This is a genomic window from Paremcibacter congregatus (assembly GCF_006385135.1).
Lineage (GTDB): Bacteria > Pseudomonadota > Alphaproteobacteria > Sphingomonadales > Emcibacteraceae > Paremcibacter > Paremcibacter congregatus.
Genome location: NZ_CP041025.1, coordinates 3,524,307 through 3,546,446, shown reverse-complemented (window position 1 = coordinate 3,546,446; position 22,140 = coordinate 3,524,307). Strand labels below are relative to the sequence as shown.

Annotated in this window: 22 protein-coding genes; 7 read left to right on the top strand and 15 right to left on the bottom strand. The window is 56.0% G+C overall.

Features of this window, described 5'->3' with window-relative positions:
• Window position 1 precedes the first annotated feature (1 nt).
• From FIV45_RS15670 to FIV45_RS15620, 11 genes are all read right to left on the bottom strand, one after another.
• A complete protein-coding gene (locus FIV45_RS15670; RefSeq protein WP_099473285.1) occupies window positions 2-1,327 on the bottom strand; it encodes a murein hydrolase activator EnvC family protein in 1,326 nt (441 codons plus the stop codon).
• A complete protein-coding gene (gene gpmI / locus FIV45_RS15665; RefSeq protein WP_235868157.1) occupies window positions 1,314-2,969 on the bottom strand; it encodes a 2,3-bisphosphoglycerate-independent phosphoglycerate mutase in 1,656 nt (551 codons plus the stop codon). Before gpmI ends, FIV45_RS15670 begins: the two co-directional genes overlap by 14 nt.
• A 128-nt stretch (window positions 2,970-3,097) precedes the next feature.
• On the bottom strand, window positions 3,098-3,568 hold the full coding sequence (rlmH, locus tag FIV45_RS15660; protein ID WP_099473282.1) for a 23S rRNA (pseudouridine(1915)-N(3))-methyltransferase RlmH: 471 nt from the start codon (window positions 3,566-3,568) through the stop codon (window positions 3,098-3,100).
• Window positions 3,569-3,582: 14 nt separating this feature from the next.
• The gene (gene rsfS, locus FIV45_RS15655) at window positions 3,583-3,999 is read right to left on the bottom strand and encodes a ribosome silencing factor (RefSeq protein ID WP_099473280.1); all 417 of its coding nucleotides are present in this window, start codon (window positions 3,997-3,999) and stop codon (window positions 3,583-3,585) included.
• A gap of 22 nt (window positions 4,000-4,021) precedes the next feature.
• Window positions 4,022-4,639 carry a nicotinate-nucleotide adenylyltransferase gene (locus tag FIV45_RS15650; RefSeq protein WP_099473278.1) on the bottom strand — a complete coding sequence of 206 codons (618 nt, stop codon included), beginning with the start codon at window positions 4,637-4,639 and terminating at the stop codon, window positions 4,022-4,024.
• On the bottom strand, window positions 4,620-5,888 hold the full coding sequence (locus tag FIV45_RS15645; protein ID WP_099473275.1) for a glutamate-5-semialdehyde dehydrogenase: 1,269 nt from the start codon (window positions 5,886-5,888) through the stop codon (window positions 4,620-4,622). The genes FIV45_RS15650 and FIV45_RS15645 overlap by 20 nt, the downstream gene beginning before the upstream one ends.
• 10 nt (window positions 5,889-5,898) lie before the next feature.
• On the bottom strand, window positions 5,899-7,044 hold the full coding sequence (gene proB, locus FIV45_RS15640) for a glutamate 5-kinase (RefSeq protein WP_099473274.1): 1,146 nt from the start codon (window positions 7,042-7,044) through the stop codon (window positions 5,899-5,901).
• Window positions 7,045-7,103: 59 nt separating this feature from the next.
• Window positions 7,104-8,195: a GTPase ObgE gene (gene obgE, locus FIV45_RS15635; protein ID WP_099473272.1), complete on the bottom strand. Its 1,092-nt coding sequence runs from the start codon at window positions 8,193-8,195 to the stop codon at window positions 7,104-7,106.
• An 87-nt stretch (window positions 8,196-8,282) separates the two neighbouring features.
• Window positions 8,283-8,537 (bottom strand): 50S ribosomal protein L27, encoded by a 255-nt coding sequence (gene rpmA, locus FIV45_RS15630; protein WP_099473270.1) that lies wholly within the window; start codon window positions 8,535-8,537, stop codon window positions 8,283-8,285.
• Window positions 8,538-8,539: 2 nt separating this feature from the next.
• A complete protein-coding gene (gene rplU / locus FIV45_RS18920) occupies window positions 8,540-9,019 on the bottom strand; it encodes a 50S ribosomal protein L21 (RefSeq protein ID WP_099473268.1) in 480 nt (159 codons plus the stop codon).
• Between the two features lie 221 nt (window positions 9,020-9,240).
• A complete protein-coding gene (locus FIV45_RS15620) occupies window positions 9,241-10,023 on the bottom strand; it encodes a Crp/Fnr family transcriptional regulator (protein WP_165777024.1) in 783 nt (260 codons plus the stop codon).
• Between the two features lie 253 nt (window positions 10,024-10,276).
• On the opposite strand from FIV45_RS15620, the gene FIV45_RS15615 reads away from it, so the two are divergent.
• Window positions 10,277-10,720, top strand: a complete 444-nt coding sequence (locus tag FIV45_RS15615) for a universal stress protein (protein WP_099473263.1) — start codon at window positions 10,277-10,279, stop codon at window positions 10,718-10,720.
• On the opposite strand, the gene FIV45_RS15610 is transcribed toward FIV45_RS15615, so the two are convergent.
• Window positions 10,717-12,840 carry a TonB-dependent receptor domain-containing protein gene (locus FIV45_RS15610; RefSeq protein ID WP_099473261.1) on the bottom strand — a complete coding sequence of 708 codons (2,124 nt, stop codon included), beginning with the start codon at window positions 12,838-12,840 and terminating at the stop codon, window positions 10,717-10,719. The two genes, FIV45_RS15615 and FIV45_RS15610, sit on opposite strands and share 4 nt — an antisense overlap.
• A 112-nt stretch (window positions 12,841-12,952) precedes the next feature.
• Window positions 12,953-13,567 (bottom strand): TlpA family protein disulfide reductase, encoded by a 615-nt coding sequence (locus FIV45_RS15605; protein ID WP_099473259.1) that lies wholly within the window; start codon window positions 13,565-13,567, stop codon window positions 12,953-12,955.
• 248 nt (window positions 13,568-13,815) lie between these two features.
• Here FIV45_RS15605 and argH point away from each other — a divergent pair, with 248 nt between their 5' ends.
• From argH to FIV45_RS15590, 4 genes are all read left to right on the top strand, one after another.
• Window positions 13,816-15,225, top strand: coding sequence for an argininosuccinate lyase (gene argH / locus FIV45_RS15600; RefSeq protein ID WP_099473257.1), 1,410 nt, complete (start codon window positions 13,816-13,818; stop codon window positions 15,223-15,225).
• Between the two features lie 77 nt (window positions 15,226-15,302).
• The gene (lptM, locus tag FIV45_RS18895; protein ID WP_268939771.1) at window positions 15,303-15,428 is read left to right on the top strand and encodes an LPS translocon maturation chaperone LptM; all 126 of its coding nucleotides are present in this window, start codon (window positions 15,303-15,305) and stop codon (window positions 15,426-15,428) included.
• Window positions 15,429-15,469: 41 nt separating this feature from the next.
• The gene (gene lysA / locus FIV45_RS15595) at window positions 15,470-16,735 is read left to right on the top strand and encodes a diaminopimelate decarboxylase (protein WP_099473255.1); all 1,266 of its coding nucleotides are present in this window, start codon (window positions 15,470-15,472) and stop codon (window positions 16,733-16,735) included.
• Between the two features lie 111 nt (window positions 16,736-16,846).
• Window positions 16,847-18,781 (top strand): DUF4175 family protein, encoded by a 1,935-nt coding sequence (locus tag FIV45_RS15590; RefSeq protein ID WP_099473253.1) that lies wholly within the window; start codon window positions 16,847-16,849, stop codon window positions 18,779-18,781.
• 25 nt (window positions 18,782-18,806) lie between these two features.
• Here FIV45_RS15590 and FIV45_RS15585 read toward each other — a convergent pair whose 3' ends face one another.
• Together FIV45_RS15585 and FIV45_RS15580 are read right to left on the bottom strand one after the other, a co-directional pair.
• Window positions 18,807-19,181, bottom strand: a complete 375-nt coding sequence (locus tag FIV45_RS15585; RefSeq protein WP_099473251.1) for a response regulator — start codon at window positions 19,179-19,181, stop codon at window positions 18,807-18,809.
• A 110-nt stretch (window positions 19,182-19,291) separates the two neighbouring features.
• Window positions 19,292-20,137 carry an MJ0042-type zinc finger domain-containing protein gene (locus FIV45_RS15580; RefSeq protein ID WP_099473248.1) on the bottom strand — a complete coding sequence of 282 codons (846 nt, stop codon included), beginning with the start codon at window positions 20,135-20,137 and terminating at the stop codon, window positions 19,292-19,294.
• A 325-nt stretch (window positions 20,138-20,462) separates the two neighbouring features.
• Between FIV45_RS15580 and ftsE the strand changes: the two genes are divergently transcribed.
• Entirely contained in the window at window positions 20,463-21,260 is a 798-nt protein-coding gene (gene ftsE, locus FIV45_RS15575) for a cell division ATP-binding protein FtsE (protein ID WP_099473246.1), read from the top strand.
• Window positions 21,257-22,138 carry a cell division protein FtsX gene (locus FIV45_RS15570; protein ID WP_099473244.1) on the top strand — a complete coding sequence of 294 codons (882 nt, stop codon included), beginning with the start codon at window positions 21,257-21,259 and terminating at the stop codon, window positions 22,136-22,138. Before ftsE ends, FIV45_RS15570 begins: the two co-directional genes overlap by 4 nt.
• Window positions 22,139-22,140: the final 2 nt, after the last annotated feature.

Sequence of the window (22,140 nt, the reverse complement as noted above, 5' to 3'; positions counted from 1 at the left end):
TTCAAAGTACCTTTCTATCTCGCGCTACAATATAGGGCAGCGGATTAATGGGTTTCCCCATTCGTCTTAATTCGACATATAAATTCTGTCCTGGCACGGCGCGGGCTTTTGAGGCCATCGCCTGTGTGCCAGAGGCCATCTGCCCGATAGGTTCACCTTTCAGGACCCATTGCCCGACTTCGGCGTCCAGACGGGTGATTCCGGCCAAGAGAGTATGATACTCCTGTCCGTGGGCAATAATCAACATTTGTCCGTAAGTTCTGAACTTTCCGGCAAAGACGATCCGGCCTTCATAGGGCGAGACCACCATGGCCTGGGGCAGGGTATGGATGCTGATTCCCGCGGCGGATTTACCATCGGTAGTGCGCGCGCCGTAAGGGGTGCGGATCACGCCTTGCGCCGGCAGGGGCATGGTGCCCTTGGCCTGAGCAAAGGCGACCGGGGCCTGGGGCAGATTGCGCAACTTGGCGCGGGCCGATCCGGGGGGCGGGGTGTTTTTCGCGGTGTTGGGTTTTTGCGCCAGACGGCGGGCGGCTTCCTTAGCGGCTTTTTCGCGTTCGCGGGCTTCTTGCTCGATCTTGGCGATCAGTTCCTGGAGATTTTTGGCCTCTTTGGCGAATTTTCGCAGTTTGCGGCGTTCTTCCCGGGTAGCCAGTCGCAGGGCTTCACGTTGTTTATGGCGCTTTTCCATCAGCCGGTTCATTTCCAGCTGCTCCTCGGTCAGGGTGGCGAGGATGGTTTTGAGTTCTTCCCGTTCCCGGCTGATTTTATCGCGCAGCGCGTCGAGTTCGACGATATCGTTCTGGATGGTTTCGGCGCGCTTTTCCAGTTCCGGCAGCAGGGTATTGAGCAAACCTGCACTGCGCAGGCGGTTGACGGCCTTGTCCGGGCGATAGGCCACAAGTTCCGCCGGCTGTTGGCTCAGGCGTTGCATGGCGGCCAGAGTTTTTGCCATCTGGTGTTTACGCCCTTCGAGCGAATTTTCCAGCAGCACTTCCTGATCATTGAGTTCCTTCAGGCTTTGTTCCGCCTCCTGGGCGTCGCTGGCGGTGGAACGGATATTCTGTGCCGCGGTGACCAGGGTTTTGCGCAACTCGTTGATTTCTTCATCAACGCCCTGGGCCTGTTGTTCCAAATCCATGGCTTTCGCGGATGTTGCGTTGATCTTTTCCCGCATATCCTGCAACGCTTCACTCTGATCGTGATCCTGGACCGGGGCGCTGGCCGCCATGGCGGCGGGCGCAAGACACAACAGCCCGCCCAGCAGCAGGAAAGCTGTCTGACGGAGGTATGTCTTAACCGGAATCGGGCGTTCAGACAGGGGCAAGATCCTTTTCTTTTACCGGGGCTGTGGTGACTTTCAGCAGGGAATGACCGGTCATGGCATCCGGTTGCTCCAATCCCATCAGGGTCAAAATTGTCGGGGCCACATCGGCCAGGCAGCCATTCTCCAGAGTGAAGCGTTCATCTTCATTCAGAAGCCCGACGGCGGCTTTGCTGTTGACCAGGATATAGGGCACCAGATTGGTGGTATGGGCCGTGTGGGGCTGACCTGTGTTCTGGTCTTTCATCAGTTCGATATTGCCATGATCGGCGGTGACCAGCATGGTGCCCCCGACTTTGGTCAGCGCCTGTTCCAGGCGGCCGAGGCTGTTGTCGATGGTCTCGACGGCGACCTTTGCCGCCGACATGATGCCGGTATGTCCGACCATGTCCGGGTTGGCGAAATTGACCACGATCAGGTCGTATGTCTTGCCCGTAATGGCCTCGACCAGTTTGTCGGTGACTTCCGGGGCGGACATTTCCGGTTTCAGATCATAGGTCGCCACATCGGGGGACGGGATCAGAATGCGGTCTTCGCCTGGATAAACGGCTTCCGAGCCGCCATTGAAGAAGAAGGTGATATGGGCGTATTTCTCGGTTTCCGAAATCCGCAACTGGGTCAGGCCGTTCTGAGAAACGATCTCGCCAAGGGTGTCGATGATATCCTCTGACGGGAAAAGCGCGGTCATGAACTGATTGAGCGCCACGGAATATTCCGTTACCCCGAGTTTGCTGCACAGCTGTGGGCATTGAGGGCGGGTAAAGCCGTCAAAATCGGGATCAACCAGGGTCGTGATGATTTCCCGGGCCCGGTCGGCGCGGAAGTTGGCCATCAAAATACCGTCGCCGTCCTGAATGCCTGAATAGTCGCCGATAATGGTTGGCAGGACGAATTCATCCGTGACCTTCGCCGCGTAACTGCGGGCAATGGCGTCCCGGGGGCTGCTGGCGGTTTCGCCTTCGGCGCAGACCATGGCGCGATAGGCTTTTTCCACGCGGTCCCAGCGCTTGTCCCGGTCCATGGCGTAGTAACGACCGGAGAGGGTGGCAATTTTTACATTGGGCAGGGCGGCGATATCGGATTCGAATTTTTCGACATATTTCTCGGCGCTGCTGGGGGGGACGTCGCGGCCGTCAAGGAAGCCATGAACCGCTACCGGCACACCGGCGTCAGACAGGGCGCTAGCCAGTGCCACCATATGGTCCTGATGGCTATGAACGCCGCCGGGGGACAGCAAGCCCATAAGGTGGCAGGTGCCGCCGGAGGTCTTATACTGGGCGATGGCGTCTTGCAGGGTCGGGATACGGGGCAGATCACCGTCGGTGATGGCCTTGTCGATTTTGGGTAAATCCTGCAGCACCACCCGGCCACTGCCAAGATTGGTGTGGCCGACTTCCGAATTGCCCATCTGGCCTTCGGGCAGTCCCACGGCAAGACCGGAGGTTTCGAGATAGGCCATGGGACAGGTTTGTGTCAGGCGGTCATAGTTGGGCGTATGGGCCAGACGAATGGCGTTATCAACTGTTTCGTTGCGACTGCCCCATCCATCGAGGATGCAGAGAACGACAGGTTTCGTGGGGCTTACGGTTTCAACGGTACGTGTGGCGGACGTCTCGGGCAGGATGGTCATCGGTTTGGTAAACATTCCTTGTAATATCAATTTTTCTTACATATAGGCACTATAATAACAAAAAGTAGGTTAAAGAGGCGTAAAATCAAGCTTAATATTGTTTCAGTAGCACGGTTCGGGCTTTGACGCCCCTGTGGCGGCTTTTAATCTTTATGATATGGGTGCCCGGCGAGAATGCAGGAGGCCCGGTAAAGCTGCTCACAAATCAACACCCGCGCCATCATATGAGGCCAGGTCATTTCGCCCAGCGATAACAGGCTGTGGGCCTGTTGCTTGATGTCCGGCGCGTAGCCGTCTGCGCCACCGATCAGAAACACCAGATTGGCGGTGCCCGCATCCTGACGTTTTTCAATCAGCTTGGCGAAATCCGGACTGCGCATGGTTTTGCCGCGCTCATCAAGGGCGATGATATACGGGGCGGCGCCGCCGTGATCCTTCAGTGCCTTTTGCAGAAGATCGCCTTCGCGGGCCATACGTTCCACGCCTTTGATCGGGCGCTTCTCTTCGACTTCATGAATCGAAACGGGCCAGGGGCAGCGTTTGACATAGGTGTCAATCAGTTGCTTTTCCGGCCCGTTTTTCAAACGGCCTACAGTGAGAAGGGTGACCTGCATAAAGAGGCTGGATCCTAGCTACCGAGAACCTTGTCCGGGGTGAAATCGTCCGGGCTGATGTCCATGTCCCACATTTTTTCCAGATTATAGAAACTGCGGACTTCCGGACGGAAGATATGGACGATGGCGTCGCCAGCGTCAATCAAGACCCAGTCGGCTTTTTCCATGCCTTCGATTTTGGGCGGGGCATAGCCCGCGTGTTTGATTTTTGTCGCCAGATTAGTGGCGATGGCGGCGACCTGACGGGTGGAGCGACCGGATGCGATAATCATCGAATCGGCGATGCTGGTTTTTCCCTTAAGATCGATGGAGATGATTTCTTCCGCTTTGTCGTCTTCCAGTGAGGCGAGGATTAACTCGGAAAGAGAGACCGTACTTTGCGGTTCAGATGAAGAGGATACGCCATCTTCAGAAAAATTATTTGTCGGCAATGTATTGTGTAACCTTTGGTTATTAAACGCTTTTTCGTCTCATCTCAGTCGATGATAACGGATTTTCTGTCTCCCGGATAAATGTCCATGCCGGGGGGGTCATGGTGGCGAGATTGCGTGCGTTCCGTGCCGGGATTTGGGTATCCTGAAAATGGCGGGCCGCTTCGCTCGTCTCAACGGCCTCAGAATACCCCGGACGATTGAAAATCGCAAACACTACTGTGCGGGCGATGGTTTGCCAGTCGCGCCATTGGCAAAATTGCGCCAGATTATCGGCCCCCATCAACCAGACAAAATGGCTGTCGGGGCAGAGCCGGGCCAGCTGCTGTACCGTATCGGCGGTATAGTTGGTGCCAAGATGGTGCTCCAGATCGCTGACGTGAATGCGTTTGTCGCTTGCGGCGGCGCGGGCGCTGTCCATACGGTGGTTCAGTGGCGCCATCTCGTCGGCCGACTTCAGGGGGTTCTGTGGGGAGACCAGCCACCAGACCGCATCCAGACCAAGCCGGTCGAGCGCCATCTGGCTGATTTCCAGATGGGCGGAATGGGCCGGGTTGAAGGACCCACCAAGCAAGCCGATTTTTTGACCTGCCCATCCCGTGGGGGATGAGGGTAAAATGTCAGGGTCTGGTTTGTCCATCGCCCCTTACCTGATATTTGTAGCTGGTCAGTTGTTCGAGTCCCACGGGACCGCGGGCGTGCATCTTGCCGGTGGAAATGCCGATTTCGGCGCCCATGCCGAATTCACCGCCGTCGGCAAACTGGGTAGAACTGTTGTGCATAACGATGGCGCTGTCGACCTGGGTCAGGAAGATTTCTGCCGTCACGGCATTTTCCGTGATGATGCAATCGGTGTGCTGAGAGCCATAGCGGGCGATATGGTCGATGGCCCCGGTGACGCCGTCGACCGTTCTGATGGATAAAATTGCATCGAGATATTCGGTGGTCCAGTCGGCCTCCTGCGCTGGCAGGATGCTTTCATCCAGAGCCTGAACGGCCTTATCGCCGCGCAGTTCGCAGCCGGCGATCTTCAGGGCATCAATGATGGCGGGCAGGTGACTGTCGAGCACGTCCTGATCCACCAGCAGGGTCTCGGTCGCGCCGCAGATGCCCGTTCGGCGCATTTTGGCGTTGAGGGTGATGGCGACGGCTTTCTCCAGGTCGGCGTCTTTATCAATATAGACGTGACAGATGCCGTCGAGATGGGCCATGACCGGCACCCGGCTGTCTTGCTGCACCCGTTCGATCAGCGATTTGCCGCCCCGGGGCACGATGATGTCAACATATTGAACCAGACCGAGCAATTCGCCGACGGCGGCGCGGTCCTGGGTCGGAATAACCTGAATGGCCTCTTCCGGCAGCCGCGCGGCGCGCAGGCCTTCCTTCAGGCAGTCGTGAATGGCTTTGCTCGACCGGGCGCTTTCGCTGCCGCCTCTCAGGATCGCGGCATTGCCGGATTTCAAACACAGCGCTCCGGCATCGGCGGTAACATTGGGGCGGGATTCATAGATGATGCCGATCACGCCGAGCGGCACCCGCACCCGGGAGATATTCAGGCCATTGGGTCTGTCCCAGGCCGCCATGACGTCCCCGACCGGATCAGGCAGTAAGGCGATGGCATCCAGCGAGCCGGCCATGGCTTCTATGCGGGCAGGGTCAAGCATCAGGCGGTCGAGCAGCGCCGGCGCCAGATGGCGGGCTTCGGCGATTTCCATATCCCGGGCATTGGCTTTAAGGATGGTTTCCTGTTGGGCGCGCAAGGCCTGTGCGGCGGCCTGAAGCGCTGCATTTTTCTGATCTGTTGTCGCCAGAGCAAGGCTTTGGGCGGCGGCCTTGGCGGCCTGGCCCATGGCCTGCATCATGGTGCTGATGTTGTGTTCTGTGGTCATAAATCTTCTCTTAAGGGGTCACCAGATCGTTGCGGTGAATCATTTCATTGCGTCCAGTATAGCCAAGTATCTGTTCAATTTCATGACTTCTGTGACCAATCAGTTTAATGGCCTCGTGGGACCCGTAAGCGGTAAGGCCCTGGCCGATCAGAGTGCCGTCAATGGCGATCACCTGCAGGATGTCGCCGCGTTCGAATTGTCCCTCAATGCGGACGATTCCGGCGGGCAGGAGGCTTTTGCCGGAGTGGAGGGCCTTGACCGCACCGGCATCAATAATCAGACTGCCGGCGATATCAAGACTGGCGCCGATCCATTTCTTCTTGGCGGCCAGTGGGCTGCCGGACCCCTGAAACCAAGTGCCGCGGGCCCCGTCGTGCCAGGCCTGGATTGGCGCCTCAACTGTGCCGTTGGTGATTACCATATGGCAGCCACTGGCGCTGGCGATCTTGGCGGCGGCGATTTTTGTCACCATGCCGCCGGTGCCAAAACCGGTGGAGATGGGGGCGCCGGCCATGGCTTCTATCTCCGGTGTGACGGTTTCTACGGTGGCGATAAAGCGGGCGGCGGGGTCCTTATGGGGATTGGCGCTGTAGAGGCCATCAATATCGGACAATAAAAACAGACAGTCGGCCTCACACATGCTGGCGACGCGGGCGGCCAATCGATCATTGTCGCCGTAGCGCACTTCATCGGTGGCGACCGTATCATTTTCATTGATCACCGGTACAACGCCGAGTTCGAGCAGACGGTTAATGGTGGTGCGGGCGTTGAGGTACCGGCGGCGTTCTTCCGTATCACCGTAGGTGAGAAGCACCTGGGCCATGGGAATGTCCAGATCGCCGAGAATGCTGCGGTAGGCGGTGGCGAGTTCGATCTGCCCGACGGCGGCAGCGGCCTGGCTGTCTTCAAGTTTGCGGCTGGGGGGAAGGTTGAGAATTTTACGGCCCAGTCCGATGGCCCCGGAAGACACGATGATGACCTGATAGCCTTTTTGGCGCAGGAAAACGACGTCCCGGGCAATGGACTTCAGCCAGGCTTTCCGCAACTGGCCGGTCTCGGGGTCGATCAGCAGGGCGGAGCCGATCTTCAGGGTAATGCGCGACCCGGTGGTGCTGTGGCGGGCGATCAGGTCGGCGTTGGACAGAATTTTCGTCATAGTGTGGCTTTATAATATTGTGGCGGAATATCAGAGAGGCCGGTTTGATAGTGGGTCGGTTAAATCGGCGACCAGCCTCCCTCTTGCGGTTTTTCGATGACTTCGGCGTCATCATCCAGATCATAATATCCCGGTCGCCCGCTGGTGTGGCCTTCGGCGTTTTGGGCCTGATCAATATTTTCCAGCAGTGCGCGCAGCATCTCGTCAATGCCGAAACGGGTTACGGCGGAGATGGGCACGATGGGCGAATCGGTAACCGCGCGCAATTCGTTGCTGAGCATTTCGATCAGTTCGTCATCCAGGGCGTCGCATTTGTTCAGGCCAATAACTTCTTTTTTCTCACTGAGGCCGCCGCCGTAGGAATCGAGTTCGTGACGGATGGTTTTATAGGCGTCGACAATATCCTCGCCGGTGGCGTCAATCATATGCAGAATGGTGTTGCAGCGTTCGATATGGCCAAGGAAGCGATCCCCTAACCCGTGACCTTCATGGGCGCCGGCAATCAGACCGGGGATGTCGGCGACGACAAATTCCCGTTGATCGACAAAGACCACACCCAACTGAGGTTTAAGGGTGGTGAAGGGGTAATCGGCAATTTTCGGTTTGGCGCGGCTGACGGCCGAAACAAAGGTGGACTTTCCGGCGTTGGGCAAGCCGACCATGCCGGCGTCCGCCATCAGTTTCAGGCGCAGCCAGATCCACATTTCCTCGGCGGGGCCGCCGGGGGTAGTGCGGCGCGGGGCCTGATTGACGGAAGATTTAAACGCAGCATTACCGGTGCCGGGATGGCCGCCTTCAAGCATCATGACGACCTGGCCTTCTTCGGTCAGGTCGGCCAGCATCACGCCGTAATCTTCGTCAAAGATCTGGGTACCGACGGGTACTTTCAGGTAGATGTCCGCGCCTTTTGCCCCGGTGCGGTTCTTGCCCATGCCGTGGCCGCCGCGACCGCCTTTGAAATGTTGTTTATAGCGGTAATCGATCAGGGTATTGAGGCCGCCGATCGCTTCGATCAGCACATGGCCGCCGCGGCCGCCATTGCCGCCGTCCGGGCCGCCGAATTCCACGCACTTCTCCCGGCGAAAGCTCATACAGCCGTCGCCGCCGCCACCGGATTTGATATAGATCTTGCTTTGGTCGAGAAATTTCATGGGATAAGTCTAACTTGAAACAGGAAAAAGGGGAATGAAAAATCACTCCCCTTCTCGGAATTCGTGAATTTTGTGAAAGGCGTGCTGTTAAGCTTCGTCAACTGTCACATAGGAGCGTTTCAATTTGCCTTTGTAAAAACGAACTTTACCTTCGGTCAAAGAGAAGAGCGTATGGTCTTTACCCATGCCAACATTGTCGGCTGGATAAAATTTTGTGCCCCGTTGACGCACGATGATGTTGCCAGGAATAACGACTTCACCGGCATATTTTTTCACACCAAGGCGACGGCCGGCGGAATCGCGACCGTTATTGGAACTACCGCCTGCTTTCTTATGTGCCATGCTTACTTCTCCTCAGTTTTCTTTGCAGCGGTCTTCTTTGCTGCAGGTTTCTTCGGGGCTGCGGCTTTCTTAGGCGCGGCCTTCTTCGGAGCAGCTTTCTTCGCTGCTGGTTTTTCTTCGGCTGTTTCCGCTTTGGCGGCGGCCTTTTTAGGCGCGGCTTTCTTGGCGGTGGCTTTGCCGATTTCCTGAATGCGCAGAACAGTCAATTCCTGACGGTGACCGTTTTTCCGGCGATAATTCTGCCGACGCTTCTTTTTGAAGATGATGATCTTGGCGGCGCGGGCCTGCTCAAGGATCTCGGCTGTTACAGTCATCCCTGAAAGAGTTGGGGAACCGACTTCAACGCCTTTTTCATCACCGACCATCAATACGTGGTCCAATGTTACCTTGCTGCCGGCTTCGCCGTCCAGCTTCTCAACTTTAATTACATCACCAGCAGCAACTTTATATTGCTTTCCGCCGGTTTTGACGACTGCAAACATGTGTGTTTCCTATTTTATCTTCTGGTCATAGCCGGTAACCAACTTGCGTGTCAGTTTTCAAGAACCGGGATATGACGAATGTCATCTTTTTTGACGCAAGACTCTTATGTCCCACGTTGAAAGTGGCCGAAATATAGCGGTATGGGGCGCTCTGTCAAGGTATTTTATGGTTTTCCGGGGCGAGATAAAAATAAAAAGCCGCGGGTCATTGTAATTACGTCCTACAGACCTTCCGCCAAGGCCGATAACTGGTCGGGATCTTTCAGGAAAACCCGGTGGGCTCCGTCCAGTTCTATATGCCCGGCTTTATGCAGTAAGGAAAACTGACGTGAAACGGTTTCTATGGTCAGGCCGAGAAAATCGGCAATATCGGTGCGACTCATCGGCAGATCAATCAACAGTCCCTGATTGTCGGAGGTTTCATCAGCAGCACCATTCGGCGTCAGGGCGTTTTTTTTCACCATATCGAGTAAAAAAGTGGATAACTTTTCCCGCGCGGTCTTGCGCCCGAGCAACAGCATCCGGGCATGGCTGGCGTCCAGTTCGGTGCGGGTCATGTCTAAAACCCGTTCGCCGAGTTTCGGGATGTCGCGGAATATCGCCCGTAATTTGGGGCGGGAGAAACGACAAAGATCGACCTCTGTAACCGCTTCGGCTGTAAAACTGTAGAGGTCGCCACAGGAGAGTCCAAAAAAATCACCGGGGAAGAGGAAGCCGGTCACCTGACGTCGCCCATCGGGCAGCATCTTGGACAGGCGCACGACGCCGGTGTGGATATTGAACAAATGGTCTGCGGGGTCATCTTCACTGCAGATGATCTGTTTGGCGGACTTGCGGTGGTCTGTTGATATTTTTGACAGGGTGCCGAGTTCCTGGGTGTCGAGAACATTACACAGGGAGACATGTCGGATGGCACAGCCGTCACAGGCGCCATTTGCGTCGCGGTGAAAGTCCGGGCTTGTCGATTTGGCGGCATCTGTGGCAAGGTAAGAAAAATTATTCACGCTATGCTGTTCCTGCGGTGATTTTATGGCCTTGTAGCGGGCGATAGAGACCGTTGGTGTAAAGTGTTTCTTTTTATAGCCCATCCTGTAATGAAATACACAATAGGACTGTAAAAAAATGTAACTGTTTAAAAAATAGAGACTTTTATGATATGGTTTAGACGTAAATCTATTTCAAATTATTGATGGGGGTCAAATTCCCCTTCACCTAGACTCGATATGATGATGTATACATTTAATAAGGAGAATAAAAATGGCGCAGAATGCAAAATATCTTGTGGGATATGACGGCGGTGAATTGAGCATGCGGGCGGCGGAGCTGGCGGTGGAGAAGCTGGTGGCCAAGGGCGGCGGCACACTCATGCTGGTGTATGTGGTGGATTGGTCCGAATTCGAGGTCATGTCGGTTGAAGAGCTGGCCGTGCGCCACAGTCAGCAGATGGAACAACTGGAATCGGCTGAAAAAGATATTATGGAGCCCGCCAAGGCCAAATTGGCCACTGACGGGATCACTATTAAATCTTTCGTTCAGGTGGGACATTCCGCTGAAGTGATTTCAGCCCTTGCCGCAGAACAAAAAGCCGACCAGATTTTCATCGGTCATAAAAGCAGCGGTCTGTTGGCGAAACTGGGCCTTGGCAGTGTGGCTTATGGTATTCTGCAAAAAGCCAAGGTACCCGTTACTGTCGTACCTTAAAAACCATAGGTCGCTGAAATCTTGACGCTGCGGCCGGGCATGGGTAACAGATCCTTCAGGAAGGATGTATGTTGCCGGCGCTCGGCGTTGCTCAGGTTTTTACCCTGAAGACGCAGAGTCAGGTCCTGATCGTCGCCAAACGGGCGCCAGGACACTTCCATATTGATATCTGTATATCCCTCAGTCATTAGTTCGCTTGCGGCGAGGTTCGTCTGGTCATCGACAAAACGGATGCTGCCGCTGGCGCCGAGGGTTTCGCCTTCATAGGCAAAGCCCACCGTTGCGCTTTTGGCGGGAATGCGCGGCAGGTTGCCCAGATCGCCGGTAAATTTCGCCCGGACAAGGTCCCCGCTCAGGTTGAGCCAAATGTTATGGGTGCCGACACTATAGGCCAGGTAATCGACTTCCAGCTCCGCCCCGTAAAAGCGGGCATCTCTTTGACGGAATTCCAGAATATTCAGCCCGCCTTCCTGTTGTCCAGTGAAGGCCTCGAAGATAAAATCGTCATACCAGGTATGATAGAGGTTCAGGCTGGCGGTCAGGCGATCGCTTTCCTGCTTCAGCGTCAGTTCCAGACTGGTGGCGCGTTCTTTGTCAAGATTGGGGTTGCCGACTTCAAATGCGCTGGTTGCCAGATGAGGGCCGTTGGAAAATAATTCCTCGGCGGTGGGGGCGCGTTCGGTACGTCCCAGTGACAGACCGATCAGGCTTTCCGCCGTCGGGTGATAGGCTCCGCCGGCGGACAGGCTGATGTTGCTGAAACTGCGTGTCTGCCCAAGGGCCTTGTTATCCACGGACTGATGGTCGAAGCGGGCGCCAAATTCCAGAGTCACCGGGTCAAGGCTGAGCTCCTCGACCGCGAAAATCCCCCATTGCCGGGTGGTGGTCGGCGGAACAAACGCTTCGGCGCCGATGGCTTCGAAATCCCGCTCGCGCAGTTGCAGGCCCATGGAGCCATGCAGGTTGCCGATTTCTTTCTGGATGAGTTCGAGACGGCCTTCCCAGCCTTTGTTGGTAAAGATGGTGCCGATTTCCGAACCTTCCAGTTCGGTGTGTTTGTAATCCGCATAGCCAAAACGCAGGCGGGCTTCTTCAAATATGGCGAAATCCCGTGTCAGGTTGCCTTTCAGGTCAAACCGTTTCTGATCAAGATCAATACGCACCGGGGCTTCTTCTTCTTCTTCATGTTCTCCGGGGGCCTCATCGGCATGATCTTCTTCATGGTGGTGATGACCGGGGACGCCATAATTGCTGTCGTTGCGGCTGTAGGAAATGCCGAACAGGGCATCCTTGCCGATCCAGCTCAGGCCCACGGCGCCGCTTTTATTGTCAACATCGGAATTTTCAACGGTGCCAAAGGCTTCTTCTTCGCCGCCGTTCTCTTCCTCTTCCTCGGTCGCCCGCAGGACGGCGCTTTCGGAGAAGCCGGGAATGTCATAATTTCCGGTGTTGCGGAAGGTGCCGTCAAGATGCAGAACAAGGGCGGTTTCATCGGTGCCGGTGAGGCGTGCATTAACGGACGCCCCCCCGGCGACATCATCGGCGACCGAGCTGTAGCTTAACCGGGCCCGGCCCTCAAAGCCACCTTCGGGGATCAGGCTCGGGATACGACCGTCGATGATATTGACCACGCCGCCGACCGCGTTGCTGCCATAGAGCAGGGTGCTGGCGCCGCGCAGAACTTCAATGCGTTCGGCTGTCAGGGGATCGGCGGCCACGGAATGGTCCGGCGATGTACTGGAGGCGTCAATGCTGCCGATGCCGTTGATCAACATGCGGATGCGATCGCCCCCCAGGCCGCGTATGATCGGGCGGCTGGCGCCGGGACCAAAAAAGGTGGAAGAGATGCCAGGAATGCCGGACAGGGTTTCGCCGATGCTGGCTTCAAGCCGCTGGTCGAGTTCTTCACCGCTGATCAGGTTGCTGCCCTGCAGGACGTCAAGCCGGGTTTTGCTGTGCGGGGCGCCGGTGACAAAAAGTTCTTCGATTTCCGCTTCATGGCCATGTGAATGTTTCTGGTCGTCGGTTTCATCTGCGGAGACCGGTGCGGATATCGCGAGCATAAGCGCCAGTGTGCTGGCGGTAGTGAGAATGAGGTTTTTGGTCGAGTTCTGTGTCATTTTTAAGTTTCCCTGCCTGATTTTTAATATGTTATAATATAACACGAATGGACATGCAAGTCTTTTTTCGACCCGTCGCCGAGGACGTCATGGGCAGGGAGATCAGAAGTCATTAGTCGGCGATCAGGCGGTCGATCAGGGCATGGGCGCTGGGGGAATTCCAGTGGGCGGGGCCTGTCAGAAGGCCGAATTGTTGCCCGGCCTTGTTGATCAGAATGGTGGACGGATATCCGATGGCTTTCATCTTGCGGGCCAGGATGCCTTTTTCATCATAATAGAGGGTGAGCTGCTCGACGCCGATATCGTCCAGGAATTTACGTGACGCATCAAGGCCGCCCCGGTCAACAGACACGATGATCACCTTGAAATCCTGATTGCCGCGTTCTTTTTGCAGGGCTTCCAGTTCCGGCATTTCTTCCCGGCAGGGGACGCACCAGGTGGCCCAGAAATTAACCAGAAGGCTTTGCCCTTTAAGGTCGGCGAGCGTGAGGCTGTTGCCCTGTTCGTCCTGAATTTTAATGGCCGGGGTATCGGGGCGATTGCCATACACGCTGAACAGGGCCTTGCCTTTTTTCATACTGCTGTCGATGGGAATCAGTTCCCCTTTTTCTGCCGGGGCCGAGGCGGTTCCCTCTGTGAGGGAGGTCTCTTTCGGGGCAGCAAGAAAATACAGGCCGCCGAGCAGCAGAGCGACGAAGACAATAATCATGATCAGGTTTTTAGGCATGGGACTTCTTAAATAAGGTTAAGGGGATGACTTGGGACACAGACTAGAGGGTTCGCGGACAAACTTCAAGTCTGACCGACGTCGCAGAGGATCAGATTTTCGTGAAGGGCATCACAGTATATTCTTTGGAATTGCCTTGCTAAAAGGGCAGAATTGTCGTATTTCCCCGGTGAACAGGCATGTAATATTTTATGCGCATAATATTTTAGACGCAGGGCTGCGCGATGGCCCGGAAGTGAGTGACGATCATGGCATCAGAAAAAGACACGACAGCATCCCAGGCCAACAGCATGTGGGGCGGCCGCTTTGCGGCGGGACCGGCGGAAATCATGGAACAGATCAATGCCTCGATTGATTTTGACAAGATTCTCTATGCCCAGGATATTCAAGGCTCGAAAGCCCATTGTCAGATGCTGATGGACCAGAAGATCATTTCCGGTGATGACGGGGCGGCGATCCTCAAAGGACTGGATCAGGTCAAAGGCGAAATCGAAGCCGGCAATTTCACCTATGACGCCAAGCTGGAAGATATCCATATGCATGTGGAAACCCGGCTGAAGGAAATCATTGGTGATGCGGCGGGGCGTCTGCATACGGCGCGTTCCCGCAATGATCAGGTGGCCACCGATTTCAAGCTCTGGGTGCGCGACACCATGGATCAGATGGATCAGGCTCTTAAGATGCTGCAAACCGCACTGGTGACGAAGGCGGAACAACATGCGGATGTGATCTTGCCGGGCTTTACCCATTTGCAATCGGCCCAGCCGGTGACCTTTGGTCATCATATGCTGGCGTATTTTGAAATGTTTACCCGCGACCGGGACCGGCTGCGGGATGCGCGTGGACGGCTCAATGAATGTCCGCTGGGCGCGGCGGCGCTGGCGGGAACGTCTTTCCCCATCGACCGGACACAAACGGCCGAGGCGCTGAATTTCCGCAAACCGACCGCCAACAGTCTGGACAGCGTGTCGGACCGTGATTTCGCCTTGGAATTTTTATCGGTTGCGGCAATTTCGGCGACTCATGTGTCGCGTCTTGCGGAAGAGATCGTGATCTGGTCTTCGGCCCAGTTTAACTTTGTCTCTCTGAGTGATCAATTCACCACCGGTTCTTCGATTATGCCGCAAAAACGTAATCCGGACGCGGCGGAACTCTGTCGCGCCAAGGCGGGCCGGATCATCGGCGCGCTTAACAGTCTGCTGGTGGTGATGAAGGGACTGCCGCTGGCCTACAGCAAGGATATGCAGGAAGACAAGGAAGCAACCTTTGATGCGGCGCGCGCCTATGCGCTGGTGATTACCGCCATGTCGGGTATGGTTGATGATATGACGGTCAATGCCGCCGCCATGAAGGCCTCGACTGCGGCAGGTTTTATCACCGCGACCGATCTTGCCGACTGGCTGGTGCGGGTGCTGGATATGCCGTTTCGCAATGCCCATCATGTGACGGGGTCCCTGGTGGCGCTGGCGGAAAAGAAGGGCTGCGATCTTGACGGGTTGACGCTGGCGGAAATGCAGACGGTGGAGTCCAGGATCACTGACGATGTCTTCTCGGTCCTGACGGTGGAAAGTTCTGTGGCGAGCCGGGTGAGCTATGGCGGCACCGCGCCGTCCCAGGTTCTGGCCCAGGTTGAAAACGCCCGTCGCCGGATCGAATGATTTTCCGGACATTTTGAATGGGCTTTCCGGGGATTGCTTGTTAAAGTGACGCCTGAAACAAAAGCGGATCAGTAAAAATGCAGAAAATCATAGCACTCATATGTCTGGGGATCGTGTTTCTGGGGCTTGCCGGTTGCGGCAAGCGAGGCGATCTGTTGCCACCGCCCGGGTATGAAAAACCTGCGGAAGAAGCCCGCCCGTAAAAGGCCCCCCTTTATAATTACGTTTGAAGAGAGTTTTAATCATGGATCATTTTGGCTTTGCGCAGGGTGAGATGTATGTGGAAGGCCTGAGGGTCAGCGAAATCGCCGAGGCCGTCGGGACGCCGTTCTATTGTTATTCAACAGAAACGCTGGTCCGGCATTACAAGGTGTTTTCCGACGCCTTTGCCCAAAATGACTTCCTGCTGTGTTACGCGGTGAAGGCCAATACCAATCAGGCGGTAATCAAGACGCTCGCCGATCAGGGTGCGGGCGCGGATGTGGTGTCCGAAGGTGAAATGCGCCGGGCGCTGCTCGCGGGCGTCTCTCCAGAGAAAATCGTCTATTCCGGGGTGGCCAAGACCGAGGGCGAGATGGCTTTCGCGCTGGGGCAGGGCATATTACAGTTCAATGTGGAATCCGAACCCGAGCTCGAACAGTTGAGCCGGATCGCGACTTCTTTGGGTAAGGTGGCGGCGATTGCCTTCCGAATCAATCCGGATGTGGACGCCAGGACCCATGCCAAGATTTCCACCGGCAAGGCGGAAAATAAATTCGGGGTGCCCTGGACCAGGGCGCGGGAAATTTATGCCCGTGCGGCGAAGCTGCCCGGCATCAAGGTGCAGGGAGTCGATCTGCATATCGGCTCTCAGCTAACCGAACTTGCGCCCTTTGAAGAAGCCTTTCACCGCATAGGTCAGTTGATCGAGGACCTGCGCGCCGACGGCCACGAGATCAGCGTGCTTGATCTGGGCGGCGGTCTTGGCATTCCTTACGAACAGGCCGGTGAACAACCGCCGCTGCCGCTGGACTATGCCGAGATGGTCAAACGGGTGGTCGGGCATCTGGGCTGCAAGATTGTCATTGAACCGGGCCGTCTTCTGGTGGGGAATGCGGGGATACTGGTGTCAAAAGTGATTTATGTGAAGGAAGGGGAAAACCGCAAATTCCTGATCCTTGACGCGGCGATGAATGATCTGATCCGGCCGAGCATGTATGACGCCTATCATGAAATTGTACCTGTGGTGGAAAGTGATGCGGCGCCAGAGCCTTATGACATTGTCGGCCCGGTATGCGAGACCGGTGACACCTTCGCCCGCGGGCGGGATATCGCCCCGTTGAAAGGCGGCGATCTGGTGGCGATGCGGTCGGCCGGGGCGTATGGCGCGGTGATGGCGTCGACGTATAATACCCGGCCTCTGGTGCCGGAAGTCTTGGTGAATGGAGCGGAATATGCCATAATACGCCCCCGGCCAAGCTATGATGATATTATTGGTCTGGATCAGATACCTGCCTGGCTAAAGGAATAAAAGGTATACGTGATATTGAAGTAACACAAAAGAAGTAACAGGGAAAAGGATGGGGTTCTGACAGACGGGACACATAAACGGACCGGAATATTTTCCGCGATAACACCTGAAATGATCACCGGACTTTTACAGGCGGGGACGCTTTATTGTCTGTATCTGGCGCTGTCGCTTGCTGATCCCTGGGGCTATCTGCCGCCGACGGGGCATATGGTTTTTTATGTCACCTTGTTTCTTCTGATGATGGGATGCATCTTCTTCGGTTTGCTGGGGCGGACCACAGGTCGGTTGAAGGTCAGTGCCAAATGGGCGTTGCTTGCGGTAATGATAACCGGCATATCAGCCCTGCTTGCCGGACCGGACCGGACCCGTCTGCTGGAACTGGCGGTCAAACCCCGGGCCGTTTTTGACTATCCCGTACCGGAAATCACCGTAACCGTCACCCCGCCGCTTTATAGTGGCCGCGCGGCCTTCACCGAACAACTGCCGGTCAATGCCGAAGCGTCTTCCGGATTGACCCCGGTGCCGGAAGGCAGCAATATTCTGGTGCAGGTGCGCAACAGCCCTTACGCCCCGACCCTGATTGCCGGACGTCATAAGCTTGATTTCCTGACACTGCAGGACGGCGCGGGCTTTGCGGCGGGCTTCACCGTCAAGAACGAAATCACCTGGCAGATCCGGGAAGGCAGCCGTCTGGTCGGGGCCTGGCCAATTGTTATTCTCGAAGATGAAGCGCCGGTGGTGGCGCGGGCGGATTTCCGCAAGCTGGCCACGGAAGACGGATTGTTCGGCGTTTCCCTTGATCTGTCCGACGATTACGGTCTGACGCAGCTTTCGGTCGGGGTTGTGCGGACGGGGGAGACCCCTTCCGGCATGCAGGATGTGGTGGCTCTGCCGGTGAAGGATATGAAGGAATTTTCCGGCGATTTTTATCTTAATATGGCGGCGTCCGAATTGGCGGGGCACCGTGTGGATCTGATCGTCGCGGCGACCGATGCGGCCGGCCAGCAGCAGGTTCAGGCCATTCCGGACATAATCCTGCCGGAGAAAACCTTCGTCGTCCCGGCGGCGCGTCAGATTATGGACGTGCGCAAAGGTATAAAGGCGGACCCTGATAGCCGTAATACACTGGCCCGCCGGCTTATGGCGCTGGGTCTTGCCCCGGATGACGGTATGACGTCACCGGTTTACTATCTGGCCTTGCGCAGTGCGTATCGCCGGCTGATGGACCCGGATGATGTCGTGGAAACGGACAGTGCGCTTGATATTCTGTGGGATCTGGCGAACAAGCTGGAAGACGGGGCGGTGGGGCGCCTGAAAAATAATGAACTGGCGTTGCTGGCGCGTCTGAAACTGGCGCTTTATCAGCACCGTGATATGGCGGATGTCAGGGGCCTGTTGCAGGAAATTGATAAAAATGTGGTTTTGTTCCTGCGGGGACAGTCGTCACTGGATCACTATACGTCGATTGATGTGCCCGCCCTGCGCAAGCTTTACGGCAAGATTCTGACCCATGCGCATTACAAGAAATTTGACAAGGCAATCGATCTGGTGGCCTATCTGGAGCATGGCTTCATCTACCCGGACAAGGGTATTCTGGCCGGTCAGGGCTATGAGCGGTTTCAGATCATCCGCAAGGCCTTAATCACGGTTCACGATCTGGAAAAATCCCAGCGTCAAATCATGTCGGCGGCGTTCAAGCGGGCGCTGACCCCGCAGATGACAGCAGGCGCGCCACAGGCAGACAAAGAAACCTTGCAGGATCAGAGAATGCAGAGCTGGGTGATGCGGCAGCGGTCGCTGGGCATTCTGGTTGGTGATCTGGGCCGTGAACTGGTGAAGTCCGGGGTGGATGCCTCCGCTTTGACGGTGGCGGCATCGGATTTGATACGGGATGTGGTGTCCAGCATGGAAGCCGGGGATATGGAAGAGGCGACGCAATACCAAAGCCAGATCATGACGTTATTGCAAAGCCTGAAGAAAAAGCTGGATCAGGAAATGCAGCTGGCCGCAACCCGCGAAGCGGAAAACAATCCCGTCAAACGGTGATCGACTGATCACGTCCAATGGTGTTTCAGGCTCTTTTTTCGCCTTTTTTCAGGGCTTTTTCTACCATATCACAGAGATCATCCAGTGAGAAAGGCTTGCTGATCACGTCGTGGATCAGGCTTTCCAGATTGTGGGCGCGCTGACGTTCATGGGAATAGCCGGTCATCATCAGGATCGGCATATCGGGGTGTTCGGCGGCGGCCTGAAGCGCCAGGGCAATGCCATCCATGACCGGCATGACGATGTCCGTCAATAACAGGTCAAATTCTTCCAAGGTCAGGGCGCGGGCGGCCGCGCCGCCATCTTCGACAGCGACGATGCTATGGCCACGCAGTTCAAGAGCGCGGCTGACGAAGGTGCGTACCGCAAGTTCGTCTTCTGCGATCAGGATACGGGCCATTTTTCTTCTCCATATTTTTATATTTATAGAGATCAGCTATAATCTATAATTCTTTACATTACCTTTACGGCGTATTTGTGGCTGCACTGGTCAGTCAGAATGGCGGGGGGTCAGTTGCGCGGGGCGAAGGTCACGCTGATTCTGGCGGCATCCTCTGGCGGGTTGGGCAGGGAGGTGCTGAACGACACTTTTTCATCCGGCGCGGCGGTGGCGGCGTCGGCCTTGAACGTCCAGTCGCGCAGAATCTGTCCTTGGGCATCAAGCAGGGATATTTTCAACAGCGGCAAGGACCGGGTTTCATCGGTCAGGTTAACCAGCGTTCCTTCCACTTTCAGTGTGACAAGCCCGCCACTGACGGTTTTTGTCGGGACGGTATCACCGATTTTAAACTGTTCGCTCAGGGGAATTTCCGGTTCTTTTTCCGGTGTTTTTTGCCCCCCGTTGAGAACGTGGTCCGTCATGCCGAGCATCTCATACAGGTGTTGCGACGGCGGCCAGACGTGGCTGATGGTGGATTGAAAAATCAGGAAGCTGCTGACCAGGGCGGCGATAAAGGCGGCGAGACTGTACCAGCCCCATTTCATATTGCCGTGCTTGTGATCCTGCAGGGCCGGCAGGTTGGAGCCTTTCGGCAAGGGCCGCGGGCGTTTTTTGCGCCGCGCCCGTTGCAGGGCGAAGTCATCCTCAAGGGCGGCCCCGGTATCGGGAGCAGCATCTTGTGGCGGGGTGTCGGGTACGGTGGTGTCGGCGGCGGGGGCCGCACTGGCGGGCGGATTCTCGTCCGGGCTTACGGGGCCGTCGGCTTCGGCGGCGTCAACGACCGGGGTGGCGTCATCGGGGGCCTGTTCTTTCCAGCTTGCCTTGCATTTAGCGCACCGCACCACCCGCCCATTGGGGCGCAGGGCGTTGGGGTCGACAACATATCGTGCTGAACATTCAGGGCAGGTCAGGATCATCCGTGGGCCAGTAATTCTTGTTATATTATGGGTTTAACATGTCATATCGTTATAATCTGATGAATTGGTTAACGCAAGCGCTGTTGACAGGCGGAAAACAGGGATCTTTATATGGATGGATGAATGTGCCCTGATTTCGCCATGACTTTATCTGATAACGGACGCGAATGTCTGTTGCGTTGGGTGGCTCACCCTTGCTATGCTGACGCACGGTGGCGAAACGATCTGGTTTATGCCTAATCCAGGCCGGAGTAATCTGTTGAAGACCCCATCCGCAAAAGGTTTGGCGGCGTAAAATAAATGAAAGACGGGAAGGGGCAGTTTTGTGATTCAGTTTGATAATGTCGGTATGCGCTATGGTATGGGGTCTGAAGTTCTCAAGGATATTTCCTTTGACCTGAAACCCGGTTCCTTGCATTTCCTGACCGGCGCCAGCGGGGCCGGCAAGACGTCGTTGCTTAAACTGATGTATCTCGCTCATCGCCCGTCCCGGGGCACCATTCGCATGTTTAATGAAGATGTGGGGGCCGCCGCCCGAAAGGATCTGCCAAATCTGCGCCGTAAAATCGGTGTGGTGTTTCAGGATTTCCGGCTTCTTGATCATTTGACCGCGGTGGAGAATGTGGCGATGCCGCTGTGGATTTCTGGCGGAATGGGCGGTGAAATAGAGGAACATGTAGAAGAGTTGCTGACCTGGGTCGGGCTCAAGCACCGCATGAAATCACGCCCGCCAACGTTATCCGGCGGCGAAAAACAACGGGTCGCGATTGCCCGCGCGGTGATCAAACGACCGGATCTGCTGCTGGCGGATGAGCCGACCGGCAACGTGGACCCGGCGATCGCCAAACGCATCATGCATTTGTTTGTCGAACTCAACAAGCTCGGCACCACGACGGTGATCGCCACCCATGATATGGGGTTGGTGGAAAAGGTCGGCGCTGATCGTCTGCATCTGCATGACGGGCGCCTGCATACCCTGCGTCCGGGAGAAGAACCACCGGAAGCAGCCTTTACCGGGTTTGGCGACAGTGCGCTGGACCGGGCGGAATATGGTCCCCGTGATCCAGAAGCGATGCCGGAGGACCAGCCTGCCGGGGATATTCGGCCGGGAGAAGGCGCATGACAGCAATCGTGAAATTTCTGCCGGAAGAGAAAAGCCATGAAGCGACACGGCTGCTGCCCTATGTCATGGCGGTGATGGTTTATCTGAGCGCCCTGGCGTTGATGGGCAGTTTGATGCTGCATAAAGGATTTGGCGACTGGACAGAAAGTCTGAGCAATCGCCTGACGGTCCAGGTAACCCAGGCGGACAAAACCCGACGCGACGCGATGGTCGATGACGTAACGGCGTTGCTGAAACAAACACCCGGTATCAAGGCGGTGCGTCGTCTGAGTGATGCGGAAATCGACGAACTTCTTGAGCCCTGGCTCGGGGTGGGCAACGTGGCCGAGGATTTACCCATTCCGGCGTTGCTTGACGTGACAGTCAGTCGCGATATCGCTCTCAATCTTGATGCCTTGCGTCAGCAGATGCAGCAGATATCCCCGGACATCAGTCTTGATGATCATCAGAAATGGCTTGGCCGTTTTCTGCGGTTGATGGATACGGTGGAATATACCGCGCTGGGTATTTTGATTTTGGTGATTCTCGCGACGATCTGCATTGTAATTTTTGGCACCAAGGCGGGTATGGCGGAACATCGCGACACAATTTCGATCATTCACCATCTGGGCGCCCATGACCATATGATCGCCCGCGCCTACCAGAACCGGTTTATGAAATATGGTCTGACGGGCGGTATTATCGGGCTGGTGCTGGCCTTTATCACGTTGGTGTCTTTGATTTATCTGTCACGGGACGTGGCGTCCGGTTTGGTGAAAACCCCGGAACTCCCGGTAATGGAAAGTGCCGCGCTTCTGGTTATTCCGTTATTTGCCGCCCTGATCTCCATGCTGACAGCCCGGATAACGGTTCTGAGAGACCTGGGTCGGATGGTATAGCG